Consider the following 17,768-nt stretch of genomic DNA (forward strand, 5'->3'; position numbering starts at 1 on the left):
AAGAGACCCTGTCCATGAATATCACTAATTCAACCTCTATCCGTGTTGCGGATAGTCCAACGCGCCGTCGTCGCATCCAGCGTCATTCTGTGACCGTGCGCATCACGCATTGGATCAACGTGCTGTGCTTTTCAATCATGTTGCTCAGCGGGTTGCAGATTTTCAATGCGCACCCCAGACTCTACTGGGGTCAATATGGCGCCGATACGGAGCATGCGCTGCTGGAGATTGGTTCACAGCAACGCGACGATGGCACGCACGGATTCCTTCGCATTGGTGCACTTCGTATCGAGACAACCGGCATTCTCGGCGTCTCTAACGTAGACGGTGCCGATACAGCACGAGCATTTCCTGCCTGGCTGACCATTCCGTCCTATTACGATCTGGGCGCAGCCAGGAACTGGCATTTCCTGTTTGCCTGGCTGCTGGTGATCAATGGTCTGCTTTATCTGGTACACGGACTCTGGCGAAATCATATTCGCGGGGAACTGTTGCCGGATCGGGATCAGCTGACGCCGCGGCACCTGTGGCGAGAAATCGTGGATCATGCACGCCTGCGTTTCGCCAAAGGCGACGAAGCACGGCGATATAACGCCCTGCAAAAACTCACCTATCTGATGGTCGCGCTGGTATTGCTGCCCCTCATGGTGTTGACAGGGTTGACTATGTCGCCAGGTATTGATGCGGCCTTTCCGTTTTTACCCGATTGGTTCGGGGGCCGGCAGTCGGCACGTACCTTGCATTTCATCACGGCATCATCGCTCGTGTTGTTTGTCATTGTGCATGTACTCATGGTCGTGTTGTCTGGTTTTTGGAACAACATACGATCGATGATCACCGGACGCTATGACATCGATCACTCAGGACATGAATCATGACAACAGGATTTTCCCGGCGAAAAATGTTGGCCAGCCTGGTTTCTGGCGCCAGCACATTGTTGCTGGCTGGCTGTGACCGCGTGACGCAGAGCGAGTCGTTCGGTACCGTGTTGCGCAATACCGAAAAGCTGACGATGGCCGGTCAGCGATTGCTGCTGGACCGTCAATCGCTGGCGCCAGAATACAGCGTGGCCGACTTATCACCGGTATTCCGCGCCAATGGTACCCAAGCACCTGACTCCGAGGAATATAACCGCCTGCTCGAAAATGACTTCGCCGATTGGCGGCTGCAGGTGGATGGGTTGGTGCAACAACCTCTCAGCCTGTCCCTCGCGCAACTGAAAAGCCTGCCGTCGCGCACGCAGATTACCCGGCACGATTGTGTCGAGGGATGGAGTGCTATCGGACAATGGCAGGGGGTCTCCCTCGGCCGGATATTGGATCTTGCGCGATTGAAACCGGGCGCGCGATATGTCGTGCTTCACTGCGCGGATGAGCTGGAGGTTACGTTTGACGGCAGCGGCCGTTATTACGAAAGCATCGATCTGCTCGACGCCTATCACCCACAAACGATTCTGGCGTACGCGATGAACGGAAAGAATCTGCCGGTTGCACATGGTGCGCCGCTGCGGCTGAGAGTCGAACGGCAGCTCGGCTACAAACAGGCGAAATATCTGATGCGCATCGAAGTCGTGTCGTCGTTCGACACGTTATGGGGCGGTCGAGGCGGCTACTGGGAAGATCGTGGTTATGAGTGGTACGCAGGTATTTGAAGGCGTGTCGGTGCGGCGTTCTGATGGCCAGGGTGAGTAGTTTCATGACGAACCCGAATACTGCCGAGTCTTGGCAAACCGAAATGGCTACGCTGGTTCGCCAGCTCACCCCGCATGAAGAGGATACAGGCTCACTGTGGGATGATGTACGGCTGATACGAATGAATCGGCCGGTGAGGTGTATGCCGGTCTTGTGCGAGCGGAGTATTGTGATCGTTTGCCAAGGGGGGAAACATGGTTATCTGGCTGGCCGGGCCTATCACTATGACGCTCGGCACTATTTGGTGCTTTCGGTACCTCTATCGCTTTCATGTGACACCGATGCCAGCCCAAAGGAACCCTTTCTGGCTGTTTCTGTGCGATTCGACATGACCGTCTTCGCAGAGCTGTCGATCACGGATGTGGATGATCGTGCCTATGCTGAAACGATCAACCCGCTGGGAATAGTTTCCGCTCCGTTGGATGCGGAGTTGGCGGATACGACCGTGCGCCTGCTTAGAGCATTAGCCTCCCCGATCCAGGCTCGTGTGTTGGCACCGACCATCGTACGTGAACTGTGCTTGCGAGCATTGACGGGGCCCAAGGGCCGAGAGATCCGAGCCGCATTGACTGGCCAGAGTGGCTTTGGCAGGATTGCACGCGCCTTGCATCGGATTCACACCGACTATGCGAGCAAGCTGGACGTTGGTTCGCTGGCGCGTGAGGCAGGCATGAGCGCCCCTGCGTTTCATGCACGTTTCAAGGCGGCGACCTCTGCGTCTCCGATCCAATACATCAAATCTGTACGTTTACATCAAGCGCGTCTCTTGATGATTCGAGATGATCTCACGGCGGCAGCAGCAGGTGCGCGCGTCGGCTATGGCAGCGCGTCGCAATTTGGCCGTGAATTCAAGCGGCTGTTCGGGCGGAGTCCAGGAGAGGACGTTCGTGCCAATCGGCAAGTCTTCCGTTCCAGGGAGTCTGAGCCGTTGTCTCAATAGCCCAGTGCCGTTTTCAGCGAAAAGCCGTCGCTGTTGCGTCTACGGATGCGCCATCCCATAGACCACCCTCTATAAGAGCCTGTACCACACTTTTAACCATCATCCGGGTCGCTAATGCTGCAACCGATAGTTCTTCGTCCGGTTGGCTGATCAACAGGCTGGATCGAAACAAGGACTGGTCGATAATTGGCATGGATACGATACTGTCGGCATGAATGAGCGCCATGGCACTACTTGGATGGATCGTCGCAGCCATCCCTTCCTGCACCACCGCCATCAATGTATTAAGGCCATCGACCTCAAGAACGATATTCGGCCGGACGTTCTTAAGCCTGAACGCATTCATGATAATACTGACGAGCGTATGCCGGCCCGTGGACATCACCAATGGCAACGCTTCAAGATGCTGGATCCCGCAATCCCGCCCGTTTGGCATACCCGGTAAATCCCGGCGCCCTATTACGAAAAGGTCCTCCTTCAGTAGGGGCAGAATGCTTAATCTCGGATTGCCTCCTATCTCAAAACCTATCAGTAAATCAAGTTTACGAGCGTCAAGCTGCGTGGTCAGATGACCGGACAGACCTTCCACGATTTGTACGCGTATCTTTGGATAGCGTTCTCGCATTGCGCGCAACAACGGCAGCGCAAGTTTCAGTGCCGTAGTGGGCGCCATACCAATGCTCACCCTTCCTGAAAGCCGCTCGCTCTGTGTCGCAGAGGCTGCCATTTCAACGTGATGCACGATGGTTTTTGCACGCTGGAGAAACTCCAATCCGGCGTCTGTAGGCACGACGCCAGTGGAGGTCCGCTGAAGCAGCATCGTGGACAGCTCGCCCTCCAAGCGGCTGATCTGCTGGCTCAAGGTCGAAGGCGTCACACCCAGTGACAGGGCAGCCTTACCCATGCTCCCACATTCGACAACCGTGATGAAGTAGTTTATTTGCCTCAGTTCCATGGGGGATACCAGCGTGAGCGTTGGACTGCATACGGGCAAGGATGCCCCAAGCCAAGTGAGAATCCTACGGCACGTGGAGTTCGGTGCGAATAAACCAGACTTCATACGAGCGGTAGTTAAATAAATTTAACACCCCCTCCATTTTGTAGGCTGGCGAGCGTGAGAAGCACTCCATAGAATGAAAAATCCAGCGCGTCATGCTCGCGCCACATCGAACTTATCGCAAGCAGACACAGCCTTGAAAAGCCGCCTAGCCCGAACCACCACCCCAGGGACACCATGAAACTCATTCGTTCTGCTCTCGTTACCGGTGCCGCCAGTGGCATCGGCCTCGCCATCGCCACGCAACTGGCGCGTGCGGGCTACCGCGTTCTACTCGCTGACCGCGACCCGGCGGTGCATCAAATCGCGGCGACCCTCCCCTATAACGGCCAACCGCACCTTGCCGTCACCGTTGACCTCGGCCAAGAAGACGAAGTCCTGTCGCTTGCGCGCGCAGCCGTTGAGGACTTTGGCGGCTGTGACATCCTGGTCAACAACGCAGGGATCAACATCAAGAAGCAAGGTGGACCCTTTCCCCTCGAAGAGGTGTCCAACGCCGACTGGGAGCGGGTGTTTCGCATCAACGTGATGGCGCCTTTCATGCTATGCCGTGCGCTCCTGCCGGAAATGCGCTCACGCGGATGGGGTCGCGTGATCAACATTGCCTCGCGCGCCGGCCGGACTTTCATTCCGAACACCAATCTCCATTACGCGACGACCAAGGCCGCCATCATTGGCATGACCCGCCAGCTAGCCGGCGACTTTGCGCCGAACAACATCACCGTCAACTGCGTATCTCCTGGCCCAGTGGATACTCCACTGGCCCGGCAGAACAACCCCGAAGTGGCGGCAAGGCTGCGGGCTGCCGTGCCGGCCGGGCGATCGGGCACTGCCGACGAAATCGCCTGCGCCGTGGCCTTTCTTGTCTCAGAAGACGCTTCGTTCATTGTGGGCGCATGCATCGACGTGAATGGCGGCGCCTTCATGGGCTAAATGAAATGCAGCAGGCCACTGAACGAATCGAAGACCTGGCGTAGACAAACCCAATCCCAACTTATCACAAGCACACACATCCATGAAAAGCTACGAGCTGTCTATTTCGTCAATGCGGGGAAAATGCACGCCGGAGGAATGGCAACGAAGAGTCGATCTAGCAGCCTGCTACCGGCTGATCGCCCTTTATGGCATGTCCGACATGATCGCCAACCATATCTCTGCGAACGTACCTGGCGAGAATGATGTTTACCTGATCAACGCCTATGGCATGCTGTACGAAGAAATCACGGCGTCCAGTCTGATCAAGGTGGATGTGAATGGCAACGTGCTGGCGGGCCCTGATTTCGGCGATCTGAACTATGGGATCAACAGAGCCGGACTGGTCATTCATAGTGCGATCCATCAGGCCCGTCCCGATGCCCAGTGCGTGATACATACCCATAGTTGGGCGTCCATGGCCATATCTACGCTGGAATGTGGCCTCTTGCCACTGACACAGACCGCGATGCGTTTCTTGAAAATAGGCTATCACGACTACATGGGCGTTGTGTTGAACGATGATGAGAAGGAATCGCTGATAAAAGATCTGGGCACCAATGAGGCCCTCATTTTGCGCAACCATGGCGCCCTGGTTACGGGACGGAGTATCGGCGAAGCGTTTAACTGGATGCATCGGCTGGAGCTCTCCTGCGTGTCCCAGCTAGCGGCCATGGCATGCAACTCGCCTTTGAGGCAAGTCAGTCCCGCCGTGCAAGAAGAAACCTGGAACAACTATCAGCCGGGGACCAGAAGACCGTACGGGCAAATGGAATGGGCCGCATTACTGCGCAAGCTGGATCGCCTGGACCCAGGCTATAGAAGCTAGATAACGATTTTATTTAAATATATCTGGAGACGAAAATGAAAATCAGGAATCTTGTTCTGCCACTTGCATCGATGTGTACGGTGATGATGCCGGCGCTCGCGCTCGCAGACTACCCGGACAAACCCATCACAATGGTCGTCCCATTTGCGGTCGGAGGAAACTCCGACATTACGGCACGTATTATTGCCCCCGCCCTGGGAAAAGCTCTGAACACAACGATTGTTGTCGTGAACAAACCTGGCGCCGGCGGCATCATTGGCACGGCCCAAGTTGCAAAAGCGGAGGCAGATGGATACACGCTGCTGATGACCACTCCCAATGCCATTGCCGTGGCGCCGTTTATGGCTCCGACCGGCTACAAAACCGCCGACTTCAGCTCGGTAGGCATGATTGCCGAAACGCCGCTGCTGATCGACGCAAACCCAAACGGAAAATACCAAACGATCCAGGAACTGCTGAAGTCCGCCTGCGATAAACCTGGAACCGTGACGGTGGGGCATTCGGGCATCGGCACGACTAACTATGTCGCACTCATTAACCTGGAAGAAGCGACCGGCTGCACATTCAATGCAATTCCGTATAAAGGGGCAGGCCCTGCGATCGTTGATCTCGCTGGCGGGCAACTCGACTTTGTGATTGACCAACTCAGCAGTTCTACCAGTCTGATCGCTGGCGGAAAAATAAAGGTGCTCGCTGTGATGACTGCTGAGCGCGTGCCTGCACTAAAAGACATTCCGACGTTGCGAGAATCCGGTATGGCCAGTATAGACGCCTCGACAGTCATTGGTGTCGTTGCACCAAAGTCAACCCCGGAAACTATCGTAAAAAAACTGAACGCCGCACTACGACAGGTCGCAGAAGACGACATCGTCAAGCGTGCGTTCGACGGAGTCGGCAGCACCGCCAAGTGGTCCTCCCCCGACGACTTTGACACCCTGCTAGGCAAAGAGGAAGAACAAGCGCGTCGGTTGAGCGACGCCGGGAAACTAACAGTGAAATAGCGCCTTTAGGTATATGGCGCTGGAGATGAAATGATGTCAAAGCTTTGCCTACCGCCGAAAGACTCGATGCAGCGAGTCCAATTCGAAATTCCGGCCCATGCATGCGATAGCCACGCGCATATTTTCGGCCCCAACGAGCTTTATCCTTTCGCACCGGACCGCAGCTACACGGCACCTGAAAGCCCGTTGGAAAGTTTCATCCAGCATTTGGAGCGGATGGGCTTTGAACGGGGTGTTCTTGTGACGCCGAGTCCGTACGGTACGGATAACCGATCCGTCTTGGATGCGCTAACTGCGTATCCCGATAGATTAAGAGCCGTAGCTGTCGCCGACACCGGTGTCAATGTGGACACGTTGCGCGTCTGGCGAAAAGCGGGTGTTTGTGGAGTACGCTTCAACCTATATGCTGTCGGCGGAGACAAGGTCTATAAAAATGGCGCTGGACTTGATGTATTGGAAACGTTGGCGCCGATGATGCGCGACCTGGACCTGCATGCGCAGATATGGATTCACGCCCCAGATCTGGTGGAATTGGCGCCCCGTTTGGAAAAATTGAATGTGCCTTTAGTCATCGATCACATGGGCCGCATGAACGCTGCGTTGGGTAGAGACAACCCAGGATTTCAAAAACTTTGCCAGATGCTCGGTGCTGGGAACACCTGGACGAAAATATCCGGCGCGGACCGCAACAGCAACCAGCAAGGTCAATATGGTGATATCGATGACTTTGCCAGCGATCTTATCGCGGCCAATCCAGAAAGAATTGTCTGGGGTTCAGACTGGCCACATACTAATTATTTTGATTCGACGATGGTTCCCGATGACGGTATTCTGCTGAATACGCTGCATCGCTGGTTGCCAGACGCTGATGTCAGACAGAAAATTCTTTGCGACAATCCGGGGCAGCTTTATCGGTTCTGAGCCCGCCGAGGGAATCACGCTGCATGGTGATTCCGTTCGCCATCCGCCACCAAGTGAGCTCGCTGGCTCACTCCTGGCTAGCGCTGCTTGGCTGCGTACTCAGCCGCGATCTGACCATGTCGCAGCACCACCTCTTTCATGATGGATTTCATGAGGCTCTCAACCAGATCCGGGTCCACGTTGGAATCCAGGGCAGATTGTCTCAACCTGGAAAGCTGACGTGCTTCCCGATCCGGATCCACAGGAGGGAAATTATTTTTTGCTTTCAGCAGACCGACCTCGTCGGTACAACGAAAACGTTCGGCCAGGATATACACAAGCGCATTATCGAAAGAGTCAATCACCTGCCTATAGGTTGCGAGTTGAGATTGTGCTTCGGACATCATTGTGTATTCCCTTCATTCAATGCAGGAAAGCCCTGCGGTAGATGATCATGACGATATGGTAAAGGGACCAACGAAAGCAGAACAGCGACAATCCTATTGAGCTGTAGCCCATTTCTCTTTTTTATATGGCTTGTACGGTGCTGAAACTACCAAGCTGCTGCTTCCTTTGCGAGGAGCTCGGCGCACCAGTCAATGAAAGCGCGAATTGCCGGAGAAAGATGGCGGCTTTGCGGATATAGGATGGAGATGGGCTCAGGCGGAGCTTCGATATTCGCCAATAGCCTGACAAGCCGACCGTCGGCGATATGCTGGCGCACCATATAACTCGCAACACGGATCAGGCCAAAGCCAGCCACGCCGGCAGCGACATAGGCATCAGTGTCGTTGACACTGATGCGGTTCACCATCGGAACCGTAATCACTCGCGCGCCGTCGCGGAAGGTCCAGTTGGAAGAATGACCAGAACGGTTGCCGACGTACCCTACCGCAACATGCTTCCTGAGTGCAGCCACGCTTGTGGGTTTCCCGTGCCGCTTTAGGTAGTCAGGCGAACCGCACAGGTACCAATGAAAGGCGCCTATGCGCCGCGCGACGAGTCGTGACGGCTGCAGCGCTCCAGTCCTGATGACGCAGTCGATGCCATGCTGAACGATGTCTACAGTGGCATCGACTAGATGAAAATCCAGATCGATCGCCGGATAGCGATCCGTAAAGTCCCGCAAGGCTGGAATGATGAAGTTCCTGGCCAATGTGGGCGTCGTGCCGATCCTGATTGACCCGCGCAATGCGCCTGATTGTTGCGACGCCATCTCCTCGGTCAACTGTACATCGCGCAAGAGCACCTTGCAGCCATCGTAATAACGCAGGCCGGCATCCGTGACGCTTAACGCGCGCGTGGTTCTATTCAATAGACGCACGCCTAAATGCGATTCGAGTTCCTTGATCGTGCGCGTCACGGTGGAGGCAAGCACCTGCATCGTGTCAGCGGCTTTCTTGAAGCTACCAGCCTCAACCACCCTCACAAAGGTTTCCATGGCCTGCAGTCGATCCATACGGCGTAGCTCCTCGGATTAATCGTAGCCGGGCTCGCTTTTGTGAAGGCTGCACCCCGCGACAACGTAAACAGCCTGACTATTATTGCAAAAAATCAAATTTTAAATTGTCCTGACCGAGCTTTATCACCATCAAAATCTGAGTCATCATCAAGCCATAAGCCTCGAAATTTCGTGGAAAAACACGACTTTTACCGACGAATCCGAATCGCTGAAATTTCTCTTGGAAATTCGAATTCGTATGTTTGATCACGACAATTACATCGAAATTATTAAGGAATCCTACGATGAATCATAGTGAATTGGAACGGCAGCATATGCTTGTGCTGGGAGCCGGCCAGCTTGGAATGGCGGTGCTGCGCGAGCTTGGCCCCCGTGCTCGTGCCTCACAGATATTGGTGACCGCTTTGGTATCTCCGGACACTGTCAATCGTCCATCGGGGCAAAGTACCGAAATTCTCGCCGAGCTTGATGATATGGGCATCAAGGTTATTGGCTTTGATCTAGCGTCCGATGAGGCATCACTGGCGAAGCTCTTTGAGAAGTACGACACAGTCTTGAACTGCTCGGGCTTCGTAGCCGGTCCTGGCACACAGTTGAAGATCACCAGAGCGGTGCTGACAGCCAAAGTCAGGCGTTACTTCCCGTGGCAGTTCGGCGTCGACTACGACATCGTTGGCCGTGGCAGCGGGCAACCTGTGTTCGACGAACAGTATGCAGTGCGGCAATTGTTGCGAAGCCAACAACACACGGAATGGGTGATAGTTTCGACAGGGATGTTTACGAGTTTCCTGTTCGAACCAACGTTCGATGTCGTGAATCTGGAACAACGAACCATTCACGGCCTAGGCAGTTGGGACACAAAAGTGACCGTGACCACCCCCGAAGATATCGGTCGGCTCACCACGGAAATTTTGCTGACCCAACCAAGAATTATCAACGAGGTGGTCTACGTGGCCGGGGACACGATCTCATATGGGCGACTTGCAGAGGTGATTGAGCGCGTCGCGGGTCAGCGCTTTGAGAAAAGCGTATGGACCTTGGATCAATTGCGCGCCTATCTAGCGGAAACACCAGACGACGTAATGGCACGCTATCGGGCCGCGTTCGCCCTGGGAGACGGGATGTGGTGGGAAAAGTCCCAGACTTTCAATGTGCGCAACGGCTACGAGACGACCGACGTTGAGCGCTACCTAAAGACTAAACTATCCGATAGGTCTGCATCACATATGTAGCGAGAGAAACACCCGCCATCTGCAGAACAACGTCTTATTCTTTTCGGCAATGCCGGCATTAGCGTGTCCGACAAATCATTACCGCTACGCTCTTAACTCCGAATGTGCCGCACGTTGTTTAACAAGTGCGGCCTCTTAGCATCCTTCGATGCTTTGAGATTCGATTTTTCTCATATTCAAAATTTGGAGAAATGATGCGTGAACTCTTTTTACATGAGATCTCGAGTGTCAGTGGTGGAATGGGCATAGCAACTTCAGCGAAAGCCATCACCGATGATCGCGTCCATGCCGACCGCTCCGCGGAAGTAGCCGTGCGCACATCGGATCACAAAACAGGCTCGATTTTCCCTCTGGTGATAGGCGCCGGAGCCATGGCTGCTGCAGCACTCTCCATGCAAAGTTGGTTAGCACGCGCCGCGATCGCAGGCGCCGGCATGGTAGCTCTCCGCAGCGCGTCACTCATGTACTACGACGTTGATGCCGATAGCCAGCGCAGTGATGCCGTATCACTTACGCAAAGGGCATAGCGCTCAGCAAATATCGTCACCAACATGATGCTCATCGCAATAACGCCCCGACACCTCTAACAACTGCGAGTCCCGGCCGCGTGCCCGAGGGGTGTGCCGGGCCGTTGAGCGCGGATTTAGTCCGCGTAGCGGACCGAGCCCCCTGCTAATGGGGCGAGTCCGTGCGATAGGCCCGGCACACCCCTCGGGCACGCGGCCGGGACGCCTAAATAGAGACGCCCGACGCCAGCAAACAAGAATCGCCGAACGTCACCAAGCCTCATCCTGCTCCCCCCAAGCCAACACCATCCAGCATCAGCAAGAAACCCACTCCGCAACACCCCCTAACTAGCCTGCCCCAAATCAAACAAGCTAGTCGCATCCAACTCCAACACAGCCTCATCATGCTGATTCAAAACCGTCCAATTCCAAGTAATAATCCCCAGATCATCCCGAGAAGTAGACCGCCGCACCGCCTGCACACGCGCATCCAACCGCAACGTATCTCCAGGCCGCACCGGCACTCGCCAACGAACCTCCCCCAGCCCTGGCGAACCGAACGATTCAGAATCATGCAGCGCCACCTCAACCGCCATACGCATCGCGAGCGCACACGTATGCCAGCCACTAGCGATCAAACCACCCCAGCGACCTTGAGTGGCTCGTTCCACATCGGTGTGAAACCATTGGGGATCATATTGGCGGGCAAATGTCAGGATCTCGGCCTCGGTGACCGTCACCGGACCACCATGGATCAACATGCCTTCCTTGAATTCTGCGAATTTCATTTTTTCGGCGTCTTCAGCAAAAACCGGCGCACCTGAGTACGCCGGTAGTTTGAGTACAAGACAGGCAGAGTGCCTGCGCCGAATAGCGCGATGCAGGGCACCTACAAAATGCCCCGAGCCCCTGCCAGCTAGTACGTCTCGAAATGCAACCGCCCCTCGCGGCGCAACACATCATGCAGGATAGTCCAATCCTGGCCGGATTGCACGACGACATCACGCAAAGCGTCCAAAACGCCGGTTTCCATTCCCTTTAGCCCACAAACGTAAATACAGGTATTTGTATCCTGCAGCAACGTCCACACATCGGCGGCGCGCTCGCGAATCAAATCCTGGACGTAACGGCGCGGCTGCGCCGCATCCCGCGACAGGGCCAGGTTGATATCGATGAAATCGCGGGGGAGTTTCATCAGTGGACCAAAGTACGGCAGCTCACGTTGCGTACGCGCGCCAAAGAACAACATCAGGCGGCCATTCGTGCCGCGTGCGATCCGGCGCCGATAACGCTCTGTCATCGCGCGCATGGGCGCCGACCCTGTCCCCGTGCAGATCATCATCAGATTGGCCCTCGCATGATTGGGCATCAAAAAGGTATTCCCAAACGGCCCGATGACTTGCACCGTATCGTTCTTGGCCAGATCGCAGAGATAGTTCGAACATACACCGCGTGCCGGCTGCCCTTGATGGTCCTCGGTGACGCGTTTCACGGTCAACGATAAATTGTTGTAGCCCGCGCGTTCGCCATCGCGAGGGCTGGCCAGCGAATATTGACGCGCGTGATGCGCACGGCCCTGCGCATCGGTGCCAGGAGGCAATATCCCAATGGACTGCCCTTCCAACACCGGAAACGGCACATTGCCGAAGTCCAGCACGATGTGATGAATATCGCTGTCGGTATCATCATCGGTCACACGATAATTGCCGACGACCGTCGCGAGAGCGGGTGTCTTGTGGCCGTACAGATTGACATAGGGATGCGCTGCAGACCACGGAGGAATCGTTGCGCCTGAGGACGAAAAAACGATGGCGGGAGCAGTGGCGGCATCGGCATCCTCGCCACCATTGGATGCCTGGAGTACTGCCTCCTCACCATGGGATGCTGCATTCGCAGACACCGCATCGGGTAGCGCTTTTTCGCCGGGCAACTCATCCCAGCCGAATTGCTCCTCGACACTGTAGGCCTCGGTTTTCAGCACCAGCCGCCAATTATCAATTGACCCCGTCGGACAAGGCGGCACGCAGGCCATGCAGCCATTGCAAATGGCGGGGTCCACCACGTAGTTGGTGCCATCATGCGTGATGGCGTCGATGGGGCAAGTTTCCTCGCAGGTGTTGCAGCGTATGCAGATCTCGGGATCGATCAAGTGCTGCTTCAACACCTCGGGCGGCAAAGGTGCGTTCATCTTTTGCTCCGAGAATTCCCGGCATGAATGCCGGGCGCCGGGATTCAGTTAAAACGGACGTACTCGAAGTTCACGGCCTGTCGATTCACACCCATGACAGGCGGTGCAATCCAGTTGGCGAACTTGCCTGTCTCGACGACACGGCCCATCAGCGAGGCCACGAATGCACGGTCCTCCGGCGTGGGCAGCCATTTGTGTTGATTGGCCTGCCACTGCGCTTCAGACAGGACTTCGCCATCGGGTGCAACACGGATGCCAGCGAGCGTGCCGATCTGACGATTGAATGCTTTGTGCGGTACAGACAGACGGAATGGCAGTCCGCTTTTCTCGATGACTTTGTTCCAGCGTCCCACGCCAGCCATGGAGTCCTTGATGAAATCATCGCGCAGCACCTCGTTCAGGGCATTCAGCATCGGGACTTCGATTTCGCGCAGCTTGCCGCCGTCGACGGTCAACACGCGATAGGTATCATTTTTCAGTTGATGATCGTCCGTGCGCTTGCCTTCTTCGTAGCGGCCTTTTAGACCCGCACTGTAAAAGATGGCTGCGTTCGAGGACTGATCCGCGCCGAACAAATCGATGGTGACGCTGTAGTGGAAATTCAGATAGCGCTGGATAGTGGGCAGATCGATCACACCGGCAGCGCGTATCGTGGCCGGATCATCGGTTTTCAGCTCGCGCATGACTTCGCAGGTGCGTTGAATGATACGTGAGACGCCCGATTCGCCCACGAACATGTGGTGGGCTTCTTCGGTCAGCATGAATTTGGTCGTGCGGGCCAAGGGATCAAAGCCGGATTCCGCCAACGCGCACAACTGGAATTTTCCATCGCGGTCGGTGAAATAGGTGAACATATAAAAGGCCAGCCAATCGGGCGTCTTTTCGTTGAATGCGCCTAGGATGCGTGGGTTATCCGCATCGCCGGAGCTGCGTTGCAACAAGGCATCCGCCTCCTCGCGGCCGTCGCGGCCGAAATAGCGATGCAGCAGATACACCATCGCCCACAGGTGACGGCCCTCTTCGACGTTGATCTGAAATAGATTGCGCAAGTCGTATTGCGACGGTGCGGTCATGCCCAGATGGCGTTGCTGTTCGATCGAGGCGGGCTCGGTGTCGCCCTGCGTGACGATGATGCGGCGCAGGTTGGCGCGATGCTCGCCCGGCACGTCTTGCCAGACATCGCGGCCGAGGTTTTCGCCGAAATGAATTTTGCGCTGGCCGTCTTGCGGTGCGAGGAAAATCCCCCAGCGATAATCAGGCATCTTCACATGATCGAAATGCGCCCAGCCATCGGGCTCGACGCTGACGGCAGTACGCAAGTACACGTCAAAACCGTGCGAACCGTCCGGGCCCATGTCCTGCCACCATTGCAGGTAGTTGGGCTGCCAGTGTTCCAGTGCGCGCTGCAGCGCGCGGTCGCTGGACAGGTTGACGTTGTTGGGGATTTTTTCACCGTAGTTGATGCCTGACATGTCTGCTCTCCAGGTCGGCGGCATGGCTGCTGCCGAATTGTTCTATGTGTGTTGCGGTTGAATCAGGATGGTCCGGGTCTGCGTTCTGTGCTGCTACACGCGGTTCCAATCGAACGACGCCTGCTCGCCTTTACCGTAGAGTTTCAGTGCACCCTTTTCACCCGCGGCATTGGGTCGATTGAAAATCCAGTTCTGCCAGGCAGTGAGGCGGCCGAATATACGGGTCTCCATCGTTTCGCGCCCGCCGAATCGCAGGTTCGCTTCCAGCCCCGTCAATGCATCGGGAGACAAGGCGCGGCGTTCTTCGAGCGCGAGACGGACTTCGTCATCCCAGTCGATACTGTCGGGCGCAAACGTCACCAGTCCCAGCGCTAATGCACGCGTGGCGGGCAATAGCTGCCCGCCCACTGCACGCACGGCCTCGAGCGGCAAGGTTTCTTCGTAAAAGCGGCGCTGCAGACGGCTTTGGCCATTGACCAGCGGATACGCGCCGAAATTACGCTCGCCCACGACGATCTGTGCAGGCACATCGGCATCCTCGTCGTCCAGCATGTAGATGCGGTCGGCAGCCAGGGCCAATTCAAACAAAGTGCCGGCAAAGCACGAACCCGGTTCGATCAGCGCAAAGAGAGAGCGCGAGGTCACGTCCAGGCGCGCCAGGGTACGGCGCAGCATGCCCGCGGTTTCGCGTACGAACCAGTGATCGGCATGCTGCTGCAAGGCCGCGTCAGCGGCGAGCACCGACGCCATATCGCCCTCGGTTTTCAGCACCCACGTGCCCAGGTCGGGTTCGTTGGTGCGCAGATTGAGAATCGCATCATCCAGCTCGCGGGCCATCTGCAGCGGCCACCAGGCAGCACCGGCAGCCACGATGGTGTCGATATCCTGCTCGACCGATGCCTGCGGACCGCGGATGGTCCAGGTGGCCAGGCGTTTCTCACGATCGTAGGTGACGTCCACGTATTGATAGGACAACCGGCTTGCTGTTTCGGTACGCGACAGCGGTGTCAGGGCAATGCCTTGCGCTTGCGCAGGACGGTCGCTCCCGGCGGCCAATTCGGCAGCCCGAGCCTGCACGGCATCCTGGAATTGCGCGGGTTTGATGACTTGATCGACCAGGCGCCAGTCCTTTGCACGCTGGCCGCGCACGCCCTCGACCAGGGTGCAAAAAATGTCGGCATGATCGTGCCGCACCTTGCGTTTGTCCGTCACGCGAGTCAGCCCGCCTGTGCCGGGCAGCACACCGAGCAAAGGCACCTCGGGCAATGCCACGGCCGACGAACGGTCATCCACCAGGAAAATCTCGTCGCACGCCAAGGCCAATTCATACCCGCCCCCGGCGCAGGCGCCATTGAGAGCAGCGATGAATTTCAAGCCGCTATGGCGGCTGGAGTCTTCGATACCGTTGCGTGTCTCGTTGGTGAATTTGCAGAAGTTCACTTTCCAAGCATGGGACGACAAGCCCAACATGAAAATGTTGGCGCCGGAACAGAAAACGCGGTCTTTCATGCTGGTGACCACGACCGTACGCACCTCAGGATGCTCGAAACGGATGCGCTGCAAGGCATCGTGCAATTCAATATCGACCCCGAGGTCGTAGGAATTGAGCTTGAGCTTGTAGCCCGGCCGCAGCCCGCCGTCCTCGGCGACATCCATGGCCAGGGTGGCTACCTGTCCCTCGAAGCTGAGTTTCCAATGGCGGTACTGGCTAGGATCGGTCTGAAAATCCACACGGGATTCGGGGCTGCTCATGGTTTGTCTCCTGATCGCCTGACATGAATAATACTGCATTAGATGCATTAAAATGCAGATTAATGCGCAAAGAAACTCGCGTCAAGCGAAAGATGCATAAAAATGCAGTTTTGATATCAGGCGACGGGAGCAGCGCTTTTAAAGCGGTAACCCGCAGGCCTTGCGCACCTGCGCACGCAGACCGCCAAAGCTTTCTTCCAGACTCAAGCCACTCGTCATCCAGGTCATGTCCGCTTTGGCATAGAAGGCCTCGCGCCCGGCCAGGATGCGTTTCAGATCCGCCATGGCTTCGCTATTGCCCGACATAGGACGGAAATCGCCCTGCGCCATGACGCGTGACATGTGCTCGTCCGGGGTGGCGCGCAGCCAGACGGTGTAGCAGTGCGTCAACAACAGATTCAGGGTCGCCGGCTCGGACACCAGGCCTCCGGGTGTAGCCAGCACCATTTCCGGGTAAAGCTGCACGGCCTCTTCCAGCGCCCGGCGCTCGTAGCGGCGATAGGCATTGGGGCCATAGAGATTGTGGATCTCAAGAATGCCGCAACCGGCAACACGCTCGATCTCGCGATTGAGCTCGACAAATGGATAGCCTAGATCATCGGCCAACATCGGCCCCAGCGTGGATTTGCCCGCTCCGCGCAATCCAATCAAGGCCACGCGCTGAAAGCGATTGGGCCGCTGCGCCCCCTCGCCCACGCCGAACAACTGCGTCAGCGCCTCGCGAGCCCGCTGTAAATCGGACTCGGTGCGGCCGCTGAGCAGTTCGCGAATCAACAGCCAGTCCGGCGACTCGGTGGTGACGTCCCCTACCAACTCGGCCAAGGCGCAGTTAAAGGCCTTGGCGATCTGCAGCAGCACGAGGATCGAAGCATTGCCGACGCCGTGTTCCAGATTCGCCAGGTGACGCTCGGATACGCCGGTGGCTTGCGACAAACTTTTGCGCGTCATGCCCCGGATCGCGCGCAGGCGCCGCACTCTCTCGCCCAAGGCGATCAAAAACGGCTCTCGGCGCAACTCCGAGGATTCCTTGTCTAGCGGGTGAACCATATTGATTGAGCTCCGAGGAAACCCTGATACCAGCAATTTTATGCACTATAGTGCTTGACTTGCTTGGTGTGAAGCACTATTTTTCCATTAACCCGGCTCGCAACCGGCACGCATGCCCGCCACAAAAAGCAATTCATTGCATACGCTGCAGCCGAAGCGCCACAGTGTAAAGGACGAGACAACGCATGAGTACGCCAGCTTCCTTCCACGATTTGATGTGCCGCATTACCTCTCCTATTGCTGGCCTGCCGCTGGACAGCTCCCTGCAAGCCCGGTTGAACCAGGAGATGGGGCCAGACAGCGAGCTGTATCGAGCCGTCTTTGCCGCCTGTAGACAGGGGGTTGCCGAGGGCTGGATGTGCAGCCGGGAAGGCGGCGGCATCCGCTACGGCCGCGTCCTCAAGCCCGAGGCGGGACTGGGCGGGTTCTCGGTGGATGTCGTGGACATGAATCGCCTGGCTGGTCCGCACCACACTCATCCGCAAGGCGAGATCGATCTGATCATGCCGCTCGACGACAGCGCGAAATTCGATGGCCATGGTGCCGGCTGGCTGGTCTATGGCCCGGGCAGTGCGCATCGGCCTACGGTCAGCGATGGACAGGCGCTCGTGCTGTACCTGTTGCCCAACGGCGAGATTGAATTCACCGCGGCTTGACCGCTCTGCGGCGCGCGGTGTTGGTGCATGCCGTGCAGGCTACGAGACCTAAGTGACAACGTC

The 17,768-nt window shown here is 56.6% G+C and carries 18 protein-coding genes; 10 read left to right on the top strand and 8 right to left on the bottom strand.

The genetic code is table 11. The annotated features are described in order from the left end of the window. The first annotated feature begins 14 nt into the window (after nucleotides 1-14). Genes ACNA0J_RS20950 through ACNA0J_RS20960 form a run of 3 tightly spaced genes read left to right on the top strand, consistent with a single transcriptional unit; the run spans nucleotide 15 to nucleotide 2,631 of the window. On the top strand, nucleotides 15-878 hold the full coding sequence (locus ACNA0J_RS20950) for a cytochrome b/b6 domain-containing protein (RefSeq protein ID WP_415820810.1): 864 nt from the start codon (nucleotides 15-17) through the stop codon (nucleotides 876-878). Then, the gene (locus tag ACNA0J_RS20955; RefSeq protein WP_415820811.1) at nucleotides 875-1,651 is read left to right on the top strand and encodes a molybdopterin-binding protein; all 777 of its coding nucleotides are present in this window, start codon (nucleotides 875-877) and stop codon (nucleotides 1,649-1,651) included. Before ACNA0J_RS20950 ends, ACNA0J_RS20955 begins: the two co-directional genes overlap by 4 nt. 44 nt (nucleotides 1,652-1,695) lie before the next feature. After that, entirely contained in the window at nucleotides 1,696-2,631 is a 936-nt protein-coding gene (locus ACNA0J_RS20960) for an AraC family transcriptional regulator (RefSeq protein ID WP_415820812.1), read from the top strand. Between the two features lie 13 nt (nucleotides 2,632-2,644). Here the strand turns inward: ACNA0J_RS20960 and ACNA0J_RS20965 are convergent, their stop codons facing one another. Then, nucleotides 2,645-3,586 (bottom strand): LysR substrate-binding domain-containing protein, encoded by a 942-nt coding sequence (locus tag ACNA0J_RS20965; RefSeq protein WP_415820813.1) that lies wholly within the window; start codon nucleotides 3,584-3,586, stop codon nucleotides 2,645-2,647. A gap of 279 nt (nucleotides 3,587-3,865) precedes the next feature. On the opposite strand from ACNA0J_RS20965, the gene ACNA0J_RS20970 reads away from it, so the two are divergent. The 4 genes from ACNA0J_RS20970 (at nucleotide 3,866) to ACNA0J_RS20985 (ending at nucleotide 7,411) form a co-directional block, all read left to right on the top strand. Further along, nucleotides 3,866-4,621, top strand: a complete 756-nt coding sequence (locus tag ACNA0J_RS20970) for an SDR family NAD(P)-dependent oxidoreductase (RefSeq protein WP_415820814.1) — start codon at nucleotides 3,866-3,868, stop codon at nucleotides 4,619-4,621. A gap of 82 nt (nucleotides 4,622-4,703) precedes the next feature. Next, nucleotides 4,704-5,489, top strand: a complete 786-nt coding sequence (locus tag ACNA0J_RS20975) for a class II aldolase/adducin family protein (RefSeq protein ID WP_415820815.1) — start codon at nucleotides 4,704-4,706, stop codon at nucleotides 5,487-5,489. A gap of 35 nt (nucleotides 5,490-5,524) precedes the next feature. Then, complete coding sequence (locus ACNA0J_RS20980) at nucleotides 5,525-6,490, top strand: Bug family tripartite tricarboxylate transporter substrate binding protein (protein ID WP_415820816.1); 966 nt, start codon at nucleotides 5,525-5,527, stop codon at nucleotides 6,488-6,490. A 30-nt stretch (nucleotides 6,491-6,520) separates the two neighbouring features. After that, nucleotides 6,521-7,411 carry an amidohydrolase family protein gene (locus tag ACNA0J_RS20985; RefSeq protein ID WP_415820817.1) on the top strand — a complete coding sequence of 297 codons (891 nt, stop codon included), beginning with the start codon at nucleotides 6,521-6,523 and terminating at the stop codon, nucleotides 7,409-7,411. A gap of 77 nt (nucleotides 7,412-7,488) precedes the next feature. On the opposite strand, the gene ACNA0J_RS20990 is transcribed toward ACNA0J_RS20985, so the two are convergent. Together ACNA0J_RS20990 and ACNA0J_RS20995 are read right to left on the bottom strand one after the other, a co-directional pair. After that, entirely contained in the window at nucleotides 7,489-7,797 is a 309-nt protein-coding gene (locus ACNA0J_RS20990) for a chorismate mutase (protein WP_415820818.1), read from the bottom strand. A gap of 146 nt (nucleotides 7,798-7,943) precedes the next feature. Next, complete coding sequence (locus ACNA0J_RS20995; protein WP_415820819.1) at nucleotides 7,944-8,849, bottom strand: LysR substrate-binding domain-containing protein; 906 nt, start codon at nucleotides 8,847-8,849, stop codon at nucleotides 7,944-7,946. A gap of 287 nt (nucleotides 8,850-9,136) precedes the next feature. Between ACNA0J_RS20995 and ACNA0J_RS21000 the strand changes: the two genes are divergently transcribed. Then, a complete protein-coding gene (locus ACNA0J_RS21000; RefSeq protein ID WP_415820820.1) occupies nucleotides 9,137-10,084 on the top strand; it encodes an aromatic alcohol reductase in 948 nt (315 codons plus the stop codon). 191 nt (nucleotides 10,085-10,275) lie between these two features. Further along, the gene (locus ACNA0J_RS21005) at nucleotides 10,276-10,611 is read left to right on the top strand and encodes a hypothetical protein (protein ID WP_415820821.1); all 336 of its coding nucleotides are present in this window, start codon (nucleotides 10,276-10,278) and stop codon (nucleotides 10,609-10,611) included. 323 nt (nucleotides 10,612-10,934) lie between these two features. Here the strand turns inward: ACNA0J_RS21005 and ACNA0J_RS21010 are convergent, their stop codons facing one another. The 5 genes from ACNA0J_RS21010 to ACNA0J_RS21030 form a co-directional block, all read right to left on the bottom strand. After that, on the bottom strand, nucleotides 10,935-11,378 hold the full coding sequence (locus ACNA0J_RS21010) for a MaoC family dehydratase (protein WP_415820822.1): 444 nt from the start codon (nucleotides 11,376-11,378) through the stop codon (nucleotides 10,935-10,937). 128 nt (nucleotides 11,379-11,506) lie between these two features. Further along, nucleotides 11,507-12,778 carry a benzoyl-CoA 2,3-epoxidase subunit BoxA gene (boxA, locus tag ACNA0J_RS21015; RefSeq protein WP_415820823.1) on the bottom strand — a complete coding sequence of 424 codons (1,272 nt, stop codon included), beginning with the start codon at nucleotides 12,776-12,778 and terminating at the stop codon, nucleotides 11,507-11,509. Nucleotides 12,779-12,822: 44 nt separating this feature from the next. Then, nucleotides 12,823-14,250, bottom strand: a complete 1,428-nt coding sequence (gene boxB / locus ACNA0J_RS21020) for a benzoyl-CoA 2,3-epoxidase subunit BoxB (RefSeq protein ID WP_415820824.1) — start codon at nucleotides 14,248-14,250, stop codon at nucleotides 12,823-12,825. A gap of 93 nt (nucleotides 14,251-14,343) precedes the next feature. After that, nucleotides 14,344-16,002 (bottom strand): 2,3-epoxybenzoyl-CoA dihydrolase, encoded by a 1,659-nt coding sequence (gene boxC / locus ACNA0J_RS21025; RefSeq protein WP_415820825.1) that lies wholly within the window; start codon nucleotides 16,000-16,002, stop codon nucleotides 14,344-14,346. A 138-nt stretch (nucleotides 16,003-16,140) separates the two neighbouring features. Continuing rightward, nucleotides 16,141-17,049, bottom strand: coding sequence for a helix-turn-helix transcriptional regulator (locus ACNA0J_RS21030; RefSeq protein ID WP_415820826.1), 909 nt, complete (start codon nucleotides 17,047-17,049; stop codon nucleotides 16,141-16,143). Between the two features lie 185 nt (nucleotides 17,050-17,234). Between ACNA0J_RS21030 and ACNA0J_RS21035 the strand changes: the two genes are divergently transcribed. Then, nucleotides 17,235-17,705 carry a DUF4863 family protein gene (locus ACNA0J_RS21035; RefSeq protein WP_415820827.1) on the top strand — a complete coding sequence of 157 codons (471 nt, stop codon included), beginning with the start codon at nucleotides 17,235-17,237 and terminating at the stop codon, nucleotides 17,703-17,705. Nucleotides 17,706-17,768 lie beyond the last annotated feature (63 nt).

It is taken from the genome of Bordetella tumbae, from assembly GCF_965139195.1.
Lineage (GTDB): Bacteria > Pseudomonadota > Gammaproteobacteria > Burkholderiales > Burkholderiaceae_B > Bordetella_A > Bordetella_A tumbae.

Excerpts from the sequence above, each read along its gene's own strand:
- ACNA0J_RS21030 (WP_415820826.1), bottom strand. The coding sequence starts at position 17,049 with ATGGTTCACCCGCTAGACAAGGAATCCTCGGAGTTGCGCCGAGAGCCG.
- ACNA0J_RS20950 (WP_415820810.1), top strand. The coding sequence starts at position 15 with ATGAATATCACTAATTCAACCTCTATCCGTGTTGCGGATAGTCCAACG.
- ACNA0J_RS20970 (WP_415820814.1), top strand. The coding sequence starts at position 3,866 with ATGAAACTCATTCGTTCTGCTCTCGTTACCGGTGCCGCCAGTGGCATC.
- boxC (WP_415820825.1), bottom strand. The coding sequence starts at position 16,002 with ATGAGCAGCCCCGAATCCCGTGTGGATTTTCAGACCGATCCTAGCCAG.
- ACNA0J_RS21005 (WP_415820821.1), top strand. The coding sequence starts at position 10,276 with ATGATGCGTGAACTCTTTTTACATGAGATCTCGAGTGTCAGTGGTGGA.
- ACNA0J_RS20955 (WP_415820811.1), top strand. The coding sequence starts at position 875 with ATGACAACAGGATTTTCCCGGCGAAAAATGTTGGCCAGCCTGGTTTCT.
- boxB (WP_415820824.1), bottom strand. The coding sequence starts at position 14,250 with ATGTCAGGCATCAACTACGGTGAAAAAATCCCCAACAACGTCAACCTG.
- ACNA0J_RS21000 (WP_415820820.1), top strand. The coding sequence starts at position 9,137 with ATGAATCATAGTGAATTGGAACGGCAGCATATGCTTGTGCTGGGAGCC.
- ACNA0J_RS20975 (WP_415820815.1), top strand. The coding sequence starts at position 4,704 with ATGAAAAGCTACGAGCTGTCTATTTCGTCAATGCGGGGAAAATGCACG.
- ACNA0J_RS20965 (WP_415820813.1), bottom strand. The coding sequence starts at position 3,586 with ATGGAACTGAGGCAAATAAACTACTTCATCACGGTTGTCGAATGTGGG.
- ACNA0J_RS21035 (WP_415820827.1), top strand. The coding sequence starts at position 17,235 with ATGAGTACGCCAGCTTCCTTCCACGATTTGATGTGCCGCATTACCTCT.
- ACNA0J_RS20995 (WP_415820819.1), bottom strand. The coding sequence starts at position 8,849 with ATGGATCGACTGCAGGCCATGGAAACCTTTGTGAGGGTGGTTGAGGCT.
- ACNA0J_RS21010 (WP_415820822.1), bottom strand. The coding sequence starts at position 11,378 with ATGAAATTCGCAGAATTCAAGGAAGGCATGTTGATCCATGGTGGTCCG.
- boxA (WP_415820823.1), bottom strand. The coding sequence starts at position 12,778 with ATGAACGCACCTTTGCCGCCCGAGGTGTTGAAGCAGCACTTGATCGAT.
- ACNA0J_RS20985 (WP_415820817.1), top strand. The coding sequence starts at position 6,521 with ATGATGTCAAAGCTTTGCCTACCGCCGAAAGACTCGATGCAGCGAGTC.
- ACNA0J_RS20960 (WP_415820812.1), top strand. The coding sequence starts at position 1,696 with ATGACGAACCCGAATACTGCCGAGTCTTGGCAAACCGAAATGGCTACG.
- ACNA0J_RS20990 (WP_415820818.1), bottom strand. The coding sequence starts at position 7,797 with ATGATGTCCGAAGCACAATCTCAACTCGCAACCTATAGGCAGGTGATT.
- ACNA0J_RS20980 (WP_415820816.1), top strand. The coding sequence starts at position 5,525 with ATGAAAATCAGGAATCTTGTTCTGCCACTTGCATCGATGTGTACGGTG.